Source organism: Aurantimonas sp. C2-5-R2 (genome assembly GCF_036549495.1).
Lineage (GTDB): Bacteria > Pseudomonadota > Alphaproteobacteria > Rhizobiales > Rhizobiaceae > Aurantimonas > Aurantimonas coralicida_A.
This window is the reverse complement of record NZ_JAZHLJ010000011.1, coordinates 36594-55139: the sequence shown is the minus strand read 5'-3', so window position 1 is coordinate 55139 and position 18546 is coordinate 36594. Positions and strand designations below refer to the sequence as shown.

Sequence of the window (18546 nt, the reverse complement as noted above, 5' to 3'; positions counted from 1 at the left end):
GAGCGCATCGCAGGAAAGGGATCGGATGCGGCAAGGCGTCACGATCTCAGGGGGACTGATCGTGAGCTATCAACCGGGACGGCATTTCCTTCAGATTCCGGGGCCGACGAACGTTCCCGATCGCGTCCTGCGAGCGATGGACAGACCGACCATCGACCACCGCGGCCCGGACTTCCAAGTTCTGGGCCAGCGCGTGTTGTCGGGCATCCGCACGATCTTCAAGACGAAGAATCCCGTCGTCATTTACCCGGCCTCCGGAACCGGCGCCTGGGAAGCGGCCCTAGTCAACACGCTGTCGCCCGGTGATCTGGTGCTGATGTATGAGACCGGGCATTTCGCCAGTCTTTGGAAGAAACTGGCCGAACGCCTTGGTCTGAAAACGGAATTCATTGCTGGCGACTGGCGCCACGGCGCCGACGCTCAGGCGATTGGCGAACGCCTTGCGGCCGACAAGGGCCACGCGATCAAGGCGGTCTGCGTCGTCCATAACGAGACCTCGACCGGCTGCGTGTCGTCCATTGCCAATGTCCGCAAGGCCATCGATGCGGCGAGCCATCCGGCCCTTCTCATGGTCGACACGATCTCGTCGCTCGGCTCGATCGACTACCGCCACGACGAATGGGGCGTCGACGTCACCGTCGGCGGCTCGCAAAAGGGACTGATGCTGCCGCCCGGCCTGTCATTCAACGCCCTATCTGACAAAGCGATCGAAGCGTCGAAATCCTCGACGCTGCCGAAATCCTATTGGGCCTGGGACGAGATGCTGCCGGCCAACGCGAACGGTTTCTTTCCGTTCACGCCGGCGACCAATCTGCTCTACGGCCTCGATGCGGCGATCGGGATGCTGCACGAGGAAGGGCTCGACAACGTCTTTGCCCGGCATCAACGCCACGGCGCGGCGACGCGCGCGGCCGTCGCGGCTTGGGGCCTGGACGTTCTGTGCGCCGAGCCGGCCGAGCATTCGGGCGCTCTGACCGCTGTGCTGATGCCGGACGGGAGCGGCGCCGACGCTTTGCGCAAGATCATCCTCGAGCGCTTCGACATGTCGCTCGGTGCCGGACTGTCGAAGGTGGCCGACAAGATTTTCCGCATCGGCCATCTCGGGGACTTCAACGATCTCATGCTTGTCGGTACGCTGGGGGGCGTCGAGATGGGCTTGCGGATAGCGGGCGTGCGGCACAAGGCAGGCGGCGTGGAGGCGGCGATGGAGGTGCTCGCCTCGGCGACGGAGAGGCAGGCACAACAAGCAGCAGAGTAAGAATCGGGCGGAGGAAACCGCCCGTCCGAAAATAACCGGGAGGAAAGACAATGAGAATTCGCACATTGATGATGGGCGTCGCGGCAGCGGCGCTTTGGGGAACGACGGCGAGCGCCCAGGAGGTCCTGAAACTGGGCCATGTCGGCGCGCCGGGATCGCTTTACGAATCGACCGGCAACAACTTCGCCGCATGCGTCGACGCCAGCGGCAAGGCGACCGTCGAGGTCTATGGCTCGTCGCAGCTCGGCAATGACGAGGAGATGCTGCAGAAGCTCAAGCTCGGGCAAATCGCCTTCTCGATCCCCTCCTCGATCATGAGCTCCGTGTCGCCGACCTTCGGCATCTTCGAGATGCCCTATCTGATCAAGGACCGCGACCACATGCGCAAGGTCCGCGACGAGATGGGGAGCACCTTCGTCGACGCGGCCAGCGACAAGGGCTACCGGATCATCGGTTTCTGGGAAAACGGCTTCCGCAACGTGACCAACAACGTCCGGCCGGTTACCGTGCCAGCCGATCTGGAAGGCATCAAGCTGCGTACGCCGAAGGGCGAGTGGCGGGTGAAGATGTTCCAGAGCTACGGCGCCAACCCGACACCGATGGCCTTCTCGGAAGTGTTCACGGCGCTGAAGACCGGCGTCATCGACGGGCAGGAAAACCCCCTCGCCCAGATCTATTCCGGCAAGTTCCAAGAAGTGCAGAAATACCTGTCGATGACGGGGCACGTCTATTCGCCGGCCTATCTGGCCAGCTCCGCCAAGCAGTGGGAAGGCTGGGACGACGAGCTGAAGGCCGCGATCCAGGATTGTGCGGTCAAGGCCAGCGACTTCGCCTATGACGAATCGGCCAAGCTCGACGGCGAACTGGTCGACAAGATCAAGGAAGCCGGCGTCGAAGTGAACGAGGCCGACAAGGATGCCTTCATCGAGGCCTCCAAGCCGATCTACGAGGAATTCGGTCAGCAGGTCGAGGGTGGCCAGAAGCTGATCGAGGACATCCAGGCGCTCGCCTCCAGCTCATAAACTGAACGCCGGTGGCGCCCGCGCCACCGGCCATCCTTCATGCGGCACGGCCCGTCCGGCGGACGCCCGTCCTATCATTATTGATCATCGACAAATGGGGCGCCCGAACGGGCGCGGGAGGCCGAATTGCGCCTGATGGCGAAGCTTCTGGGCGAGGTTCTGACCTGGGTGGTCATTACCCTCATGGTTGGCCTCACGACCGTGGTCGTGGTGGCGGTGATCTTCCGTAAGGCAGGGGCTTCGCTCTCCTGGTATGACGAGGTCGCCTCGGTGCTCCTGGCATGGACCACCTATTACGGCGCCGCTCTCGCCGCGCTCAGGCGCGGCCACATCGGCTTCGATGACGTGCTCCTCGCGCTGCCGCGGAAGGCGCGCGGCGCGGCGGTGATCGTCGCCGAAACCCTGGTGATTTCGTTCTTCGCGCTGCTCGCCTGGGCGGGGCTCGAGGTCCTGAGCATCCTCGAAGGCGAGACGCTGGTCAGCCTGACATGGGTGCCGGTCTCTCTCACCCAATCGATCATCCCGATCGGCGCCATCCTGTTCATCGTCGCCGAACTTCTCAGTCTGCCCGACTACTGGCGCGACGTGATGGCCGGACGCTCGGTGGAACACGCGGTCATGGCGCATGGCGCAACGCCCGACAAGGATCAGGCCTGATGTTCATGTTCGCTATCTTCATCGCGCTCGTCGCGATGGTCTGCATCAACGTGCCGATCGCCATCGCACTGGCGCTGGCGGCGGTCCTTGCCATCGGGCTGACCGACGGAGCCGGCGCCCTCGTGACGATCGCGCTCGATATGTATTCGGGCGCGAAATCCTTCTCGCTGATCGCCATCCCGATGTTCGTGCTGGCCGGCGCGATCATGAACGCGACGGGCATCACCCGGCGCCTCATCGCCTTCGTCTCGGCGATCATCGGCTTCGTGCGCGGCGGCCTGGCGATGGTCAATGTCGGCGTGTCGCTGTTCTTCGCCGAAATCTCGGGCTCGGCGGTCGCGGACGTAGCGGCAATGGGCTCGATCATCATTCCGGAGATGAAGCGGCGCGGCTATCCCGCCCCCTTCGCGGCGGCGATCACCTCATCCTCGGCCTCGCTGGCGATCATCATCCCGCCATCGATCCCGATGATCCTCTATGGTGTTTCCTCCGGCGCCAGCATCGAACAGCTGTTCGTCGCGGGTGTCGTGCCGGGGCTGCTCGGCGCGGCCGGGTTGATGGGTGTGGCCTACTACTACGCGGTCAAATACGACTGGCCGACCGAGGATGCCTTCAATCTCCCAGCGCTGCGCGCCACCTTCATCGACGCGCTACCGACATTCTCCCTGCCGGTGATCATTCTCGGCGGCATCTTCGGCGGGTTCATGACGGCGACGGAAGCAGCCGGCATCGCCGTCGTCGCGGCGATCCTGGTGGGTGCCTGGTACCGGGAGGTCGACTGGCGCCAACTTAAGGAGGCGATGCTGGAGGGTGGCATGCAGACGGCGGTCGTCATGCTGCTGGTCGCGACCTCCGTCCTGATGGGCTCGTTCCTGACCACCGCCCGTGTTCCCCAAGACATTGCGGCGGCGATTTTGGACCTCACCAGCAACCAGTACTTCATTCTTTTGATCCTCAACGTCTTCTTCCTGGTCATCGGCTTCTTCCTGCATTCGGCCGCGGCGATTATCCTGGTCGTCCCGATCATCACCCCGCTGATCCAGCAGGCAGGGATCGATCCGGTGCATTTCGGTCTGGTCGTCACGCTGAATCTGGCCATCGGCCAGCAGACGCCGCCGGTTGCTTCGGTGCTGATCACGGCCTGCTCGATCGCCAAGGCGAACATCTGGGAGGTGACGAAGTGGAACCTGCCGCTGATCGGCGTGCTCCTGTTTGTCCTGATCATCAGCACTTACGTGCCAGCCATCCCGATGTTCCTCGTCGAATACTTCTACAGGTGATTTCATGTCCGATAACGAACTCCTCTACGAGGTCCGCGGAACCACCGGCTGGGTCACACTGAACCGCCCGCAGTCCCGCAACGCGCTGACCTTCGGCATGTATGACGGTCTCGCCGAGATATGCCGGACGGTCCCGACCGACGGCTCGGTCAAATGCCTTGTCGTCACCGGTGCCGGCGAGAAGGCGTTTGCCGCCGGCACCGACATGACGCAGTTCCGCGGCTTTAACACCGATCAGGACGCGCTCGACTACGAACACCGGATGGACGTCGTCCTCGGCGCGGTCGAGGCCTGCCCGGTGCCGACCATCGCGGCGATCTCGGGCGCCTGCACCGGCGGCGGCGCGGGGATCGCGGCCGCCTGCGACATCCGCATCACCACGGCGGATCTCCGCTTCGGCTTTCCGATCGCGCGCACCCTCGGCAATTGTCTGTCGATCGCCAATCTCTCGCGGCTTTCCAGCCTGATGGGCGCCGGCCGAACCAAGGAGGTCATCTTTACGGCGCGGCTCGTCGGCGCCGACGAGGCGCAGGCGATCGGCCTCGTCTCGGAGATCGTGCCCGATCACGCCGCGCTGATCGCCCGCGCCGAGGCGCTGGCCGCGCAGCTCGCCGGACACGCGCCGATCACCCTGGCCACGACCAAGGAGGCGCTGCGGCGGCTGCGCATCGATGGCGCCGGCGCCGATGACCGCGACCTGGTGGTCAAGGCCTATATGAGCGAGGACTTCAAGGAAGGCATGGAAGCCTTTCTCGGCAAGCGCAAACCCCAGTGGAAAGGCCGATGATGACGCCCTCCGCGAAAGGCCCGCTGGAGGGCATGAAGGTCATTGAGCTCGCCCATATCATGGCGGGTCCGGTCTGCGGCATGATGCTCGCCGACATGGGCGCCGACGTGATCAAGGTCGAAAAGCCCGAAGGCGACGACAGCCGGCGCTTCCTGCCGCCCGATATCGGCGGCGAATCCGCCGCCTACATGATGATGAACCGCAACAAGCGCGGGGTCGTCCTCGACCTCAAGAGCGACGACGGCAAGGCGGTGTTGCGGCGAATGCTGGAGACCGCCGACGTCGTCATCGAGAACTACCGCATGGGGACGATGGAAAAGCTCGGCCTCGGCTACGAGGATTTGCGCAAGGCGAATCCGGGTCTGATCTATTGCGAGATCTCCGGCTTCGGCCGCAGCGGTCCCTACGCATCGCGCGGCGGCTTCGACCTGATCGCGCAAGGCATGAGCGGGCTGATGTCGATCACCGGCGAAGGACCCGGCCGGCCGCCGGTGAAATCCGGCGCGCCGGTCACCGACATCACGGCCGGCATCCTCGCGGCGCTCGGCTGCGCCAGCGCTTATGCGCGCAAACTTCAGACCGGCGAAGGCCAGAAGGTCGACACCTCGCTGTTCGAGGCCGGCATTACCCATACCTACTGGCAGTCGGCGATCGCGTTCGCCACCGGCGTTTCGCCTGGCCCGCTCGGCTCGGCGCATCCGCTCAACGCGCCCTATCAGGCGTTCCAAACCGCCGATGGCTGGATCACCGTCGGGGCGGCCAACCAGAAGAACTGGGAGCGGATGCTGGCGGTCATCGGCGCACAGGAACTGGCGAACGACCAACGCTTCTCGAACAACAGCGGGCGGATGCATAACCTCGCCGCGCTCGAGGACATCCTCAACGGCTATTTCTCACGACAGTCATCGGCGGAGTGGCTGGAGCGGCTGGAGGCGGCAGGGGTTCCCGCCGGTCCCGTTTTCGACGTCGGCGAGATGCACCGCGACCCGCAAACGCTCGCCCGCGAGATGGTGGTCGAGACCGAGCATCCGAAGGCCGGCCCGGTGAAGGCGATCGGCCTGCCCATCAAGTTCTCCGAAACCCCGGGCGGCGTCACGCGCCCCGCGCCGCTGCTCGGCGAGCATAGCCGCGAAGTCCTTTCGGAGGCCGGCTACGACGACAAGGCCATCGACGCCATGCTCGAATCCGGCGCCGTCCGCGGCCCCACGGCGTAGCGGGAATGGCACATCTCGGCCTCGCCGACCGGCTGATCCTGGCCAGGAACGGCGGGCTGCGCGTGCCTCCCGCCGACATGTCGGACAGCGTTGCCAGTGCGTCCGACGCCTATGCGATCCAGCGCCGCGTGGCGGATGCCGTGGGTCCGGTCGGCGGCTTCAAGACCGGCCGTCGTCCCGGCCAGGACCAGATCATGGCGCCAATCTTTCAAAAGGACGTGCGGGCGAGCCCCGCCGTCTTCACCCGCGCGGACATCGACCGCATCGGCATCGAACTGGAAGTCGGCTTCATCGTGGACAGGCCCCTGCCCGATGTTGCGGATGCGGATTTTGAAAGGCGCGCGCGCGACTGCGTGTCCGCCGTCGCCGCGTTGGAGATCGTCGACACGCGCCTGACCGACATCGACGCGGCGCCGCCGCTGCTCAGGCTGGCCGACAACCAGCTCAATGGCGCCGTCGTTATTGGGGCGCCGCGCGCGGATTGGCAGGCGTTGGACCTTACGACGGTCAACGCCAGGCTGGACCTCGATTCGCAAACCGTCCTCGATGGTCGTGCGGATGTGCCGGGCGGCGATGCCTTCGCGACCTTCTGCGCCCTGGCCCGCATGATCGGGTCGCATTGCGGCGGCTTGAGTCCCGGTCAGGTGGTCATCACCGGCTCGTTGAACGGCATGCCTTTCATCGAACGCGGCACGCCGGTGCGCGGCTGGATCGACGGGCTCGGCGACGTCGCGGCGGATTTTCCGACGTAACCGAATGAGCGCGGCCGGGCCTGACAGCCGCGTTACAGATGCTTCATGTCATAGCGCCGCAGGAGGTCCACGATCATATCTCGCGCCCGGATCTTGTGCTCCTGGGCCATCTGACGCGCCTCGCCCGGCTCGCCGGCGCGGATCGCGTCGACGATACGCTGGTGCTCCGCGATAGAGCCCGTCGGCTTCGACCGCAGATGCAAGGTCAGCCGGCGCGCCCGGAAGGACTGGTCGATATTGACTGTCGCGATTCGCTCCAGCCTGCCGTTGCCGGCGCCATGCACGAGGCAGGCATGGAACCGCGCATCCAGATCGGCCCACCCGGGAAGGTCATCCCTAGCAAGGGCCTCGGCTAGCTCGGCGTTCAGCCGTTCCATGTCGCGGCAAACAGGTTCGCGCGCCTCGCGCGGCTGTTCGGCCAGGAGCAGCGCCGCCATGCCTTCGACGGCGATGATGACGTCGTAGACCTCCTTCATGTCGTCAGGCGACAGCGCGCTGATGACGACGCCGCGTTTCGACCGCAGCTCGACCATGCCCTCGCTCTGCAGACGGATGATCGCTTGGTGAACCGGCGTCCGACTCATCCCCAATCGTTGCGCCATCTCCTGTTCGGAGCCTTGAAAGCCCGGAGGGAAGACGCCATCGCGAATCGCCTGTTTGACGGCGTCATAGGCCGCTTCGACCAGCGACGGCTTGGGCTCCGGTCTTTCAATGCCGAGGAGCGTCGGCGCGTTCGACATCGTGATTTTCCCTCTTGCTGCGAGAGCCTTCCCGCCACCCTACACGGCTCGCCGAGCAAATCGAACGCTTTCTTGCATGCATCTTCGGACGCATGATTGACATTGCCGGTGGCGTGGTCACAGATTGGAAAAGATCGGTCGCCGCCGTTTCGCGCCTGGAGGGTGCGCGCGACGCAAGTGGGCCGGTCGGGAGACATTCACTGGGAGGAATACTATGAAACTCACGTCACTGATGGCAGGCGTCGTCCTGGCGGTCGGACTAACGGCCGGTTCCGCGAGCGCGCAGGACTATCCGACGAAGCCCGTCAACTACATCATTCCGTTCAACGCCGGTGGCGAATCCGACATCGCCGCCCGGCTGCAGCAGCCGGTCTTCGAGCGCCTCACCGGGCAGAGCATGGTGGTCCAGTACATGGCCGGGGCCGGGGGCGCGCAGGCCTGGTCGCAGCTCAACGGCATGGACGGCGACGGCTACACGCTGATGGGCACCAACCTGCCCCATATCATCCTGCAGCCGATGGCGCAGGAAGTCGGCTACAAGACCGACGACATCGCCAATGTCTACTTCTTCCAGTACACGCCGGACGCCATCGTCGTGCCGGCCGACAGCCAGTTCAAGACGCTGGAGGATCTGGTCAACTACGCCAAGGAAAATCCGGGGCTGGTGACTTTCTCTGGCTCGGGGACCAATTCGGCCAATCACGTCGCGAAGACGAAATTGGACGGTCTTGCCGGCATCACCACGACCTATGTGCCGTTTTCCGGCACGAGCCCGTCCATCGCGGCCGTACTCGGCAACCAGGTTCTGGCGAGCTTCGGCTATACGACCTCCGCCATCAATCAGGGCGACGCGCTGCGAGTCCTCGCCGTCGCATCGGAAGAGCGGGTGCCGAGCTTCCCGGACGTTCCGACCTTCAAGGAACTCGGCTACGACATGGTCGGGGGCGCCTATCGCGGCGTGGCCGTGCCGAACTCGACTCCCGAAGACGTCCGCAAGCAGGTCTCCGACGCCCTCGACAAGGTCAATCAGGACCCGGACTTCATCAAGAAGATGGAAGACGGCGGCTTCGTCGTCATCAATGTTCCCTACGACGAAGTCGAGGCATTCATGAACGAGCGCCGCGAGCAGTATCAGGCGGTCGCCGAGCAGATGGGCATCGCCCAGAAATAGGCGCCAGCCCAGCCCAGGCGGGAGTGGTCGACGCTTCCGCCTGCCATTTTCCATTCCATTGAAGCGATCGCCATGGACAAGCTCGTCTATCTTGCCGAGGCCTTGACGCCGTTCAACCTCGTTCTGGCGCTCGGCGGCGTGCTGGCCGGCATCGTCATCGGCGCGCTGCCCGGCCTGTCGGCGACGATGGCCGTGGCCGTCCTCGTGCCGTTCACCTTCACGATGGACCCGGCCTCCGGCCTCATCGTGCTCGGCGCCATCTATACCGGGGCGATCTACGGCGGCTCCTATTCCGCCATCCTGGTCAACACGCCGGGCACGCCCTCGGCCATCGCCACCACTTTCGACGGCTTTCCGATGGCCAAGCGCGGCGACGGCGCGTTGGCCATCTCCATCGCCACCCTGGCCTCGGTGTCGGGCGGCATCGTCGGGGCGCTGATGCTGATGTTCCTGGCGCCGCCGCTGGCGCGGGTCGCGCTCGCCTTCGGCCCGCCCGAATATTTCTGGCTCGCCGTCTTCGGCCTGACGCTGATCTCGGCGCTGTCGGTCGGCAATCTCATGAAGGGCATGATCGGCGCCTGCCTCGGCCTGCTCATGTCGATGATCGGGGTCGCGGTCATCGGCGCCGACGTGCGCTTCACCATGGGCAGTCATGCGCTGCTCGGCGGCATCAACATCGTCTCCGGCCTGATCGGGCTCTATTGCATCCCGGTCCTGATCGACCTCGTCGCGACCAAGGACCCGCATCTCAAGGTCGAGAGCGACACCAGCGGCTATCGGCTGAAGGAAGCCTTCGCCATCGTCATGCGGGAGAAGTTCAACCTGATCCGCAGCTCGGTGATCGGCACGCTCGTCGGCATTCTGCCCGGCGCCGGCGGCTCGGTCGCCAGCCTCGTCTCCTATTCCGAGGCCCGCCGGTCCGCCAAGCATCCCGAACGCTACGGCACGGGCGAGCCGGGCGGCATCATCGCCACCGAGGCGGCCAACAACGGCACCGTCGGCGGCGGCTTCATCCCGACGCTGGTGCTGGGAATTCCCGGCACGCCGCCGGATGCCGTCATCCTCGGCGCGCTGCTCGTCCAGGGCATCCGCATCGGCCCGACGCTGTTCACCACGCAAGGGTCGATCGTCTACACCTTCATCTTCGGTCTGCTCATCGGCACGATCCTGATGCTGCCGGTCGGCCTGCTGGTCGGGCGGTACGCCTACAAGGGCATCATCGCGATCCCGAAAGCCGCGCTGGTGCCAACCATCGCCTTCATGACGGTCATCGGCAGCTTCGCGATCCACAACAATCTCAACGACGTCGCCGTGATGCTCGGTCTTGGCGTCATCGGCTGGATCCTCAACCGGGTCGGCTTCGCCCCCTCCCCGATCGTGCTCGGGCTGGTGCTGGGGCAGATCGCCGAGCAGGGATTCGTGCAGAGCTATCTGATCGGCAACGCGCAGGGGAACGTTCCGGGCATGTTCTTCGCCCGGCCGATTTCGCTGGCCATCGTGGCCTTCTCGGTGCTGACGCTGTTCTATCCCCTGATCGTCGGAGCGATCGGGGCGCGGCGGGCCCGCAAGTCAAAGACCGACATCATCGTGGAGAGTCGAGATGGCCGTCCTTAAGAAGCCGCACGACCTGCCGGGAACCATCGCCGCCGCCCTGTTCGTCGGTCTCGGCGTGGTGCTCATCCTGCAGACCGGCAGCATGACGCCGATGGGTTCGGTGTTTCCGATCACCATCTCCGCCGCGATGATCGTGTTCTCGGCGATCCTGATCCTTCGCAATTTCGTCATCGCGGCGCGGCGCCCCTCCGTCGAGGCGGCCGACGAAACGGCAAGCGAGACGGAGCAGACGCAAGGGTCGATGCCGCGCCGCATCGGCTTTCTGGTCGCCATGGCCGCGTGGGTCGGGCTGATTCCGATCCTCGGATTCTTCGTCGCCAGCCTCATCGCCTTCTTCGCCATCATGGCCGTCGCCAGCCATGAGCGCGTCACGCTGCGCGAAGGCGCCGTCCTCGGCGTGATCGGTGTCGCCATCTTGACCGCTTTCTACCTGATCATGGCCAACGTCCTGCTGATCCCGATGCCGCGCGGCCTGTTCTTCTAGGGTCGGGTCGTCCGCGATCGCGACTGTCGCCGCCACGCCTCCCGCCGTCATTCGATTCTGAAAGCATCGTCATGCGCATCACCGAGATCCGGGAAAAGACCGTCTCGATCGCCAGCCCGATCGCCAACGCCTTCATCGACTTTTCCAAGATGACCTGTTCCGTCGTCGCGGTAGTCACCGACCAGGTCCGCGACGGCAAGCCCATCGTCGGCTTCGGCTTCAATTCGAACGGGCGCTACGGCCAGGGCGCGCTGATGCGCGAACGCTTCATCCCGCGGCTGATGGAAGCCGATCCGGAGACGCTGATCGACCGCGAGCACGACAATCTCGATCCCTTCGCCATCTGGACGGCGATGATGACCAACGAGAAGCCGGGCGGTCACGGCGAGCGCTCGGTGGCGGTCGGGACGATCGACATGGCGGTCTGGGACGCGGTCGCCAAGATCGCGGACAAGCCGCTCTACCGGCTGCTGGCGGACCGCTACCGGGGCGGCGAAGCCGACGACAGCGTCTGGGTCTATGCGGCCGGCGGCTATTACCATCCCGGCAAGGAGGTCGAGGGTCTGAAGGACGAGATGCGGTCCTATCGCGACCGCGGCTATACGGTCTGCAAGATGAAGATCGGCCTTGCGCCGCTGAATGAGGATCTGAAGCGCGTCGAGGCCGCGCTCGCCGTCGTCGGCGAGGGACAAAATCTCTGCGTCGACGCCAACGGCCGGTTCGACCTTTCGACGGCCATCGCCTACGCCAAGGCGCTCGAGCCCTACGATCTCTACTGGTACGAGGAAGCCGGCGACCCGCTCGATTATGCTCTGCAGGCGGAGCTGGCCGACCATTACTCGGGCCGCATGGCCACCGGCGAGAACCTCTTCTCCATGCAGGACGCGCGCAATCTGATCCGCCATGGCGGCATGCGGCCCGACCGCGACGTCCTGCAGTTCGACTGCGCCCTCTCCTATGGGCTCGTCGAATATATGCGCACTCTCGACATGCTGAAGGACAACGGCTGGTCGAGCCGCCGGGTGGTGCCGCATGGCGGCCATCAGATGTCGCTCAACATCGCCGCCGGCCTGCATCTCGGCGGCAATGAATCCTATCCGGACGTGTTCCAGCCCTTCGGCGGCTTCGCCGACGCGACCGAGGTGCGAGACAGCCGGGTCGGCCTGCCAAACGTTCCGGGCGTCGGCTTCGAGGCGAAGGCCGCGCTCTACGAATTGTTCAAGCGCGAGCTTCTGGACTGATCAAGCCGGACCTGAGTCCGGCGTTTCAGATCGCGCGGATCGCGGCCAGCAGATCGTCGTCGACGGCGATACCGGTTTCGAGCGCTTCACGCCGGGCGGCGCGGCCCTTGCGGCCCGGTATCCGGGTTCCCGACTCGGCGCTGATTTCCCCCACCAGCGCGGCCAGACGCTCAACGGCGTGATCGCCGCCCATCGCCACCGGATCGATGACGAGGATCCACTGGCCCAGACCCGGCGGCGGCCCCTTGTCGTCGAACAGGGAACTCGCCTCATAGGCGTAGTTCGCGCCGGTCAGTCCGGCCGACAGCATTTCCACGACCAGGGCGAGCGCGGCACCTTTGGCATCGCCCATCGGCAACATGGTCCCGGCGAGCGCCGCGTCGGGATCGGTCGTCGGTTGTCCGGCATGGTCCAATGCCCAGCCTGCGGGAATGGAAATGCCCTTCTGCTTGGCGGCCATGACCTTGCCGCGCGCGATCTTCGACAGGGACAGATCGATGACGATCGGCTCACGGTCGCCCAAAGGGGCCGCGAAGGCGACCGGATTGGTGCCGAACAGGGCGCGGGTGCCGCCCCAAGGCGCCATGGCGCCGGGCGAATTGGCCATCATCAGAGCGACGAGGCCGACCTCGGCGAACCGCTCCACGGTCAGGCCGAGCACACCGGCATGATGCGAGCGATGAATGGCGGCGCTTGCAACGCCCGTCTCCCGCACGATGGCGGGCAGCTGTTCAACGGCGAGATCGAGCGCGGGAAAGGCGAAGCCGTTGCCTGCGTCGATGCGCAGCAGCGCCGATCGGGTTCGCTCGGCTTGTGGGACCGCCGCGCCGGCAACCTTTCTGGCCGTGGCTTGGGCGCAATAGGCAACGAGGCGCCGCAGCCCGTGCCCGCTCTGGCCGGCGGCTTCCGCGGCGACGAGCCCGCGCGCAACCGAGGCGGCTTGCGACGGGCCGGTCGAGGCGCGTTGCAGCGCGTCGGACGCGAGCGTTTCAGCCTCGGCGATCGACAGTCTTTCGGTCACGAACGCGTCTCCAGATGGCGCAGGATATTGTCGGCCGTCACCCGGCTGACCCTGACATTCGATTCGTCGGTGACGCCGGCGATATGCGGCGTCAGGATGAGGTTGGCGATGCCGGCGAAAACGCGACCGGCTTCGGCGGTCAGAGGCTCGGTCTCGAATACGTCGAGCGCCGCGCCGGCGATCTTGCCCTGACGCAGCGCGTCGGCCAGCGCCGCCTCGTCGACCACGCCGCCGCGCGCTGAATTGATCAAGACGGCACCGGGCCGCATCGCCGACAGCGCATCCGCGCCGATCATGTGGCGTGTCGTGTCCGTCAGCGGCACATGCAGGCTGACGACATCCGAGAGGCGAAGCAGATCGTCGAGGTCGAGCCGTTGGGCATCGGCCCACGCGGCATCGCTTTCCGGCAAAAACGGATCGTAGGCCGCGATCGAAAAGCCGAAGGCCCGCGCCCGTGCGGCCGTCTGCCGGGCGATCGAGCCGTAACCGACCAGCCCGAGGCGCTTGCCCTGCGCTTCCCGGCCGATCAATTGCTGGCGCGGCCAGCGACCGGCGATCACGTCTTCGGTCGCGGCATAGGCGCGCCGTAGCAGCGTGAGCGCCGTGGTGACGACATACTCGGCGACGGCGACATCGTTGGCGCCCGATGCCGGATAGACCCTCACGTCGCGCGCCTTGCAGGCATCGAGATCGATATTGTCGAGACCGACGCCGAGGCGCCCGACACAGCGCAGGCCGGGGGCGGCGGCAAGCAGCGCGGCAGTGACCCTGGTCCGGTTGCGCACGACGAGGGCGTTGGCGCCGGCGACCGCGGCGATGAGATCGTCCGGGCGATCGACGAGTTGCGGATCGTAGAGGGTCTCAAGCCGGGCCCGGATCCGATCGACGGCGGCCTCGTCCATGAACTCGGTAATGACAATCTCGGGCAATGGGCTCCCTTCCCACAAAAGCTCAGGCGGCCGTCTCTGACAAGACGGCCGCCGAACAGGTATCACGCCGGGCCTCCGTGGAGGCGCCCGGCGACGATGGTTCAGGCGCTGCGATAGAGCTTGGTCATGACGAATTCGCGATGTCCCAGCGCTTCAGCCGCGGTGACCCGGCCGTTCGCCGTGCGCATGATGCATTCGATCAGATCGTCACCGGCCTGATCGATGGTCTTGTCGCGGCGCAGGATTCCGGTCACGTCGACGTCGACATGCTCGGACATCGTACGCACGGTGCGCGGATTGGCGGTGATCTTGATCACCGGGACGATCGGATTGCCGACGACGTTGCCCTGGCCGGTCGGGAAGGTGTGGATGACATATCCAGCCGCTCCCATCAGCGTCACGCATTCGGCCGCCGCCGACGAGGTATCCATGAAATAGAGGCCGTTGCCCTTTTGCGGCGCCTCGGCCGGTTCGAGAATGTCGATGAATTTACACTCGCGCCCGATCTTCTCCAGATTGCCGAGCGCCTTTTCCTCGATCGTCGAGAGGCCGCCCTCGATATTGCCCTTGGTCGGCTGGCTGTCCGACAGATCGTCCGTGGCGTGGGCGAAGATGACGTCGTCCTGATAGGCCTTCCACATCTTGTACCAGCGCTCGCCGGTCTCGGCGTCGATCGCACGCTCCTTGCAGATGTGCTCGGCTCCGGTGATTTCCGAGGTTTCGCCGAAGACGCCGTAGATGCCCTCGGGGATCAGCTTGTCGTACATGTTGCCGACCGTCGGGCAGGAGCCGAGACCCGTCGTGGTGTCGCTCTCGCCGCATTTGGTCGAGACCCAGAGCTCGGACACGTCGCATTCGACGCGCTGCTGCTCGGTCGCCCACTGGACGAATTCCTTGGCCTTGCGGGAGACGTCCATGATCGTCTTCAGGTCGCCGTTCTGCTCGATCGAGAAGGCGGCCACCGGCTTGCCGGTCGCGGCGATGCCGTCGGCGATCTTCTGGGTCCAGCCCGGCTCGATGCCGACCACGATGCAGGCGGCGACGTTCGGGTTCGCGCCGGTGCCGATCATGGTGCGGAAATGCAGGTCGAGATCCTCGCCGAACTGCAGCCGCCCATAGGCGTGCGGCAGGGCGAGCGTACCCTTGATGTTGTTGGCAACGGCCTCGCAGCAGGCGTTGGAGATGTCGTCGACGGGCAGGATCACGATGTGATTGCGGACGCCCACGCGGCCGTTCTCACGGCGGTAGCCCATGAATTTGCGATTGGTGTTGATCGGCATGGATCGGGTCTCTTTCCTGAACTGACGGATAAACGAAGGGGTCGAAGGCGGGACGGCGTCACCGCCCCAGCGCGATCACCAGCGGTTGGTCTTCAGATTGTGGACATGGACGTGTCCGCCCTTCTTCGCGTCCGCCTTCATGCGGCCGATATCCTCGCCGTATTTGATCGCCGTATCGCCCGTCGACAGATCCTTCAGCGCGACCTTGTGGCCGATCGGCACATTGTCGTTGCAGATCAGCTTGAAGGACGAGTTGTCCGCTGTGACGACACACAACATCTCGGTGCCAGCCTTGAGGTCCTCCACGACGACGACACCGACATTGTCCTTGTGATCGTGGACGAGCAGTTGCGGGATGCTCATGATTGATTCCTCCGAGGGTTACGGTTGATGCAGACGTGAAAAGCAGCTGATCGAGCTGACTCCAAGCGGATCGGCCAATGTGCGATCCGCGCTAGTCTTGTATAAGACATAAATTACCTTTACCCAATTATGTCAAGTGGCTTAGGGTCTTTGGAAACGGGACGGTGACGCATGACGGACGGAGAGAATGCCCCAGCGTTCAGACCGCTCTATCAGCAGGTGCGCGAGACCCTGGTCCGCCGGCTGATCGACGGCGTGTGGACGCCGGGACTGATGCTGCCGAGCGAATTCCAGATCGCGGCCGATCTTGGCGTCAGTCAGGGAACGGTGCGCAAGGCCCTCGACGCGATGGCGGCCGAACATCTCCTGGTCCGGCGGCAAGGACGCGGAACCTTCGTTGCGCTGCCCGAGGAGGGCCGCATCCTGTTCCAGTTCTTCCGGCTCGCGGCCGACGACGGTACTCGCCTGTTCCCCGATAGCCAGGTGCTGTCGCGCCTTCGCGGGCGCGCCGACGCCGCTGCCGCGAAGGCGTTGCAGCTTGCGCGCAACGACGCCGTCTGGCGGATCGACCGTGTCCGGCATCTGGGCGGCCGGGCGGTCATCGCCGAGCAGATCACCCTCCCCGTCGCAAAATTCCCTTCGCTGGCGGAAATCCGCGACCTACCGAACAACGTCTACGCGCTCTATTCGGAGGTTTTCTCGATCACGATCGGGCGGGCTCTGGAACAACTCAAGGCGACCGGCGCCGACGCGACCACCGCCACGCGGCTGAACTGCCAGCCTGGCCATCCGGTACTGTCCATCGAGCGGGTCGCCTTCGCGCTCGACGGTTCGCCGGTCGAATGGCGCCTGTCCCGATGCGTGACCGACGGTTTCCATTACCAGTCCGATCTTCGTTGACCAGTCAAGATCGCCCGCGAGGGTTCACCGACGCGGCGCGAATTCCATCCATCGAACCAGCAGCTTGACGCTCAGGGTTTGAGGATGATCTTGGGCGCAGCCGCCGCGCCGTTGCGGATGTCGCGGAACGCGCCGAGGCCATCCGAGAGCGAGCGGGTCTCGGTCCAGTTGAGCGCGCCCAGACGTCCGTCGAAGATTGCTGCGGCGGTCTCGCGAAAGTCCATCGGCGTATAGGTGTAAGTGCCGATGAAGGCGATTTCCTGCAAGGTCATCTTGCGGATATCGAGGCCGCCATTGGCATCGCCGAGACCGATATGGACGATAGCGCCGCCCGGACGCACCGCGCGGCAGGCTGCTTCCCGGGTCGCCGCAAAGCCGACGGCATCGATGACCAGATCGACGGCCCCGTCGGCGGGACCGCCGGGCTGAGAGGGATCGAACACGTGAAAGTCGCCGGTGCGCGTCAGCGTCGGGTGCCGGCCCTTATTGGTTTCGGAGATCGCGATGCCGCGCGCGCCCGCGGCGGCAAGCACGAGCGCCGCGCCCAGGCCGATCGCGCCGCCGCCGATGACGAGGCATGTCGCCTCCTCCAGCGGTTTGGCGAGAGCGTTCCTTGCCAGTCTCACCGCATGCCAGCCGCACGCGATAGGCTCGGCGAGCGCGGCCTTTTCGAAGCTCACGCCGGCGGGAATCGTGACGAGGTTTTCCAGCGGCATCGACAGAAGCTCGGCAAACGCGCCCTCGCGCGGCGGCATCGAGATGATCTGGCGGCGGGGGCACAAATTGTTGCGGCCGGCCTTGCAGGCCTCGCACTGGCCGCAGGTCACCAACGGATTGACGGTCACCCGCCGGCCGGCCTCGGGGCCGTCGATGATCGTGCCGGCGGCCTCGTGGCCGAGGATAAGGGGAGCCGGCCGTCGCTCGTCATGGCCGAGAAAGGCGTGCATGTCGGACCCGCAGATGCCGACCGAGTCCACCCGCAGCAGCGCCTCGCCGGCTCGCGCGACGGCGTCCGGCACGGTGTCGTACTGCAATTGCTCGGGACCGATATAGACAAGCGCCTTCATTTGGCGGTGAACCCCCCATCGACGAACAGGATCTGGCCGGTGACATAGGCCGAGGCATCCGAACACAGGAACAGCAGCGGCCCCGCGAGGTCGGCGAGTTCACCGTTGCGGCCGATGCAGGTTTGGCCCGCATGGCGCGCCGCGAGGGCCTGATCGGCGAAGACCGGGCCGGTCAGCTCGGTCGGGAAAAAGCCCGGTGCGAGCGCGTTGGCCAGGACGCCGGAGCCGGACCAGGCCTCTGCCATCGCCCGGGTCAGCTGCTCCACGCCGCCCTTCGAGGCGCCGTAGGCGATACCGCCGGGAAAAGCGCGGCGCGACTGCAGCGAAGCGAAATTGACGATGCGGCCCCAGCCCTTGGTTTTCATGGCGGGCACCAGCGCCTGCGCCAGAAAAAACGGAACCGTCAGATTGAGCGCGAGCGTCGCGTCCCAGCCCTCAGGAGTGACATCGTCCGCCGGCTGACGGGTGTTGAGACCGGCGGCGTTGATCAAGATGTCGGGCGGACCGAACGGCCGCGATACGGCGTCGGCGACGCTGCTCACCGCGTTCCGATCCGAGAGATCGGCGACGACCGTGTCGACCTTGCCGCCCGTCTCCGCTTTCCATTGGTCGAGAACGTCGCCACGCCGCGCCACGCCGACGACCGCCGCGCCGGCTTCGGCGAGCATGGTGGCCGCGGCCCGGCCGAGCCCGCTGCTTGCGCCGGTCACGCAGGCGACCCGCCCGCTCACATCGAAAAGCGCCTGGCTTGCCACGGTCACGTGTT

19 protein-coding genes are annotated in these 18546 nt (G+C 65.5%); 12 read left to right on the top strand and 7 right to left on the bottom strand.

Features of this window, described 5'->3' with window-relative positions:
• The first annotated feature begins 61 nt into the window (after window positions 1-61).
• From VQ044_RS07660 to VQ044_RS07630, 7 genes are all read left to right on the top strand, one after another.
• Window positions 62-1258 (top strand): pyridoxal-phosphate-dependent aminotransferase family protein, encoded by a 1197-nt coding sequence (locus tag VQ044_RS07660; RefSeq protein WP_327646321.1) that lies wholly within the window; start codon window positions 62-64, stop codon window positions 1256-1258.
• 50 nt (window positions 1259-1308) lie between these two features.
• Entirely contained in the window at window positions 1309-2280 is a 972-nt protein-coding gene (locus VQ044_RS07655; protein WP_327646257.1) for a TRAP transporter substrate-binding protein, read from the top strand.
• A 135-nt stretch (window positions 2281-2415) separates the two neighbouring features.
• Entirely contained in the window at window positions 2416-2937 is a 522-nt protein-coding gene (locus VQ044_RS07650) for a TRAP transporter small permease (protein WP_327624546.1), read from the top strand.
• Window positions 2937-4217 (top strand): TRAP transporter large permease, encoded by a 1281-nt coding sequence (locus VQ044_RS07645; protein WP_327646256.1) that lies wholly within the window; start codon window positions 2937-2939, stop codon window positions 4215-4217. Before VQ044_RS07650 ends, VQ044_RS07645 begins: the two co-directional genes overlap by 1 nt.
• A gap of 4 nt (window positions 4218-4221) precedes the next feature.
• Window positions 4222-5004, top strand: coding sequence for an enoyl-CoA hydratase/isomerase family protein (locus tag VQ044_RS07640; RefSeq protein ID WP_327646255.1), 783 nt, complete (start codon window positions 4222-4224; stop codon window positions 5002-5004).
• Window positions 5004-6218, top strand: a complete 1215-nt coding sequence (locus VQ044_RS07635) for a CaiB/BaiF CoA transferase family protein (RefSeq protein WP_327646320.1) — start codon at window positions 5004-5006, stop codon at window positions 6216-6218. Before VQ044_RS07640 ends, VQ044_RS07635 begins: the two co-directional genes overlap by 1 nt.
• 5 nt (window positions 6219-6223) lie before the next feature.
• Window positions 6224-6970 (top strand): fumarylacetoacetate hydrolase family protein, encoded by a 747-nt coding sequence (locus VQ044_RS07630; RefSeq protein ID WP_327646254.1) that lies wholly within the window; start codon window positions 6224-6226, stop codon window positions 6968-6970.
• Window positions 6971-7002: 32 nt separating this feature from the next.
• On the opposite strand, the gene VQ044_RS07625 is transcribed toward VQ044_RS07630, so the two are convergent.
• The gene (locus VQ044_RS07625; protein WP_327646253.1) at window positions 7003-7710 is read right to left on the bottom strand and encodes a GntR family transcriptional regulator; all 708 of its coding nucleotides are present in this window, start codon (window positions 7708-7710) and stop codon (window positions 7003-7005) included.
• A gap of 214 nt (window positions 7711-7924) precedes the next feature.
• Here VQ044_RS07625 and VQ044_RS07620 point away from each other — a divergent pair, with 214 nt between their 5' ends.
• From VQ044_RS07620 to VQ044_RS07605, 4 genes are all read left to right on the top strand, one after another.
• Window positions 7925-8881, top strand: coding sequence for a Bug family tripartite tricarboxylate transporter substrate binding protein (locus VQ044_RS07620; RefSeq protein ID WP_327624539.1), 957 nt, complete (start codon window positions 7925-7927; stop codon window positions 8879-8881).
• 72 nt (window positions 8882-8953) lie between these two features.
• Window positions 8954-10495, top strand: a complete 1542-nt coding sequence (locus VQ044_RS07615) for a tripartite tricarboxylate transporter permease (protein ID WP_327624538.1) — start codon at window positions 8954-8956, stop codon at window positions 10493-10495.
• Window positions 10482-10979, top strand: a complete 498-nt coding sequence (locus VQ044_RS07610; RefSeq protein WP_327646251.1) for a tripartite tricarboxylate transporter TctB family protein — start codon at window positions 10482-10484, stop codon at window positions 10977-10979. Before VQ044_RS07615 ends, VQ044_RS07610 begins: the two co-directional genes overlap by 14 nt.
• A gap of 71 nt (window positions 10980-11050) precedes the next feature.
• Entirely contained in the window at window positions 11051-12220 is a 1170-nt protein-coding gene (locus VQ044_RS07605) for a mandelate racemase/muconate lactonizing enzyme family protein (protein WP_327646249.1), read from the top strand.
• A gap of 25 nt (window positions 12221-12245) precedes the next feature.
• On the opposite strand, the gene VQ044_RS07600 is transcribed toward VQ044_RS07605, so the two are convergent.
• The 4 genes from VQ044_RS07600 to VQ044_RS07585 form a co-directional block, all read right to left on the bottom strand.
• Window positions 12246-13241 (bottom strand): Ldh family oxidoreductase, encoded by a 996-nt coding sequence (locus VQ044_RS07600; RefSeq protein WP_327646247.1) that lies wholly within the window; start codon window positions 13239-13241, stop codon window positions 12246-12248.
• Complete coding sequence (locus VQ044_RS07595; protein ID WP_327646245.1) at window positions 13238-14170, bottom strand: hydroxyacid dehydrogenase; 933 nt, start codon at window positions 14168-14170, stop codon at window positions 13238-13240. Before VQ044_RS07595 ends, VQ044_RS07600 begins: the two co-directional genes overlap by 4 nt.
• A 101-nt stretch (window positions 14171-14271) precedes the next feature.
• Window positions 14272-15450 (bottom strand): UxaA family hydrolase, encoded by a 1179-nt coding sequence (locus tag VQ044_RS07590; protein ID WP_327646244.1) that lies wholly within the window; start codon window positions 15448-15450, stop codon window positions 14272-14274.
• A gap of 75 nt (window positions 15451-15525) precedes the next feature.
• Window positions 15526-15813, bottom strand: a complete 288-nt coding sequence (locus VQ044_RS07585) for a UxaA family hydrolase (protein WP_327646242.1) — start codon at window positions 15811-15813, stop codon at window positions 15526-15528.
• 171 nt (window positions 15814-15984) lie between these two features.
• On the opposite strand from VQ044_RS07585, the gene VQ044_RS07580 reads away from it, so the two are divergent.
• Entirely contained in the window at window positions 15985-16713 is a 729-nt protein-coding gene (locus VQ044_RS07580; protein ID WP_327646241.1) for a GntR family transcriptional regulator, read from the top strand.
• Window positions 16714-16784: 71 nt separating this feature from the next.
• On the opposite strand, the gene VQ044_RS07575 is transcribed toward VQ044_RS07580, so the two are convergent.
• Together VQ044_RS07575 and VQ044_RS07570 are read right to left on the bottom strand one after the other, a co-directional pair.
• Window positions 16785-17780: an alcohol dehydrogenase catalytic domain-containing protein gene (locus tag VQ044_RS07575; RefSeq protein WP_327646240.1), complete on the bottom strand. Its 996-nt coding sequence runs from the start codon at window positions 17778-17780 to the stop codon at window positions 16785-16787.
• Window positions 17777-18535, bottom strand: coding sequence for an SDR family NAD(P)-dependent oxidoreductase (locus VQ044_RS07570; protein WP_327646319.1), 759 nt, complete (start codon window positions 18533-18535; stop codon window positions 17777-17779). The genes VQ044_RS07575 and VQ044_RS07570 overlap by 4 nt, the downstream gene beginning before the upstream one ends.
• Window positions 18536-18546 lie beyond the last annotated feature (11 nt).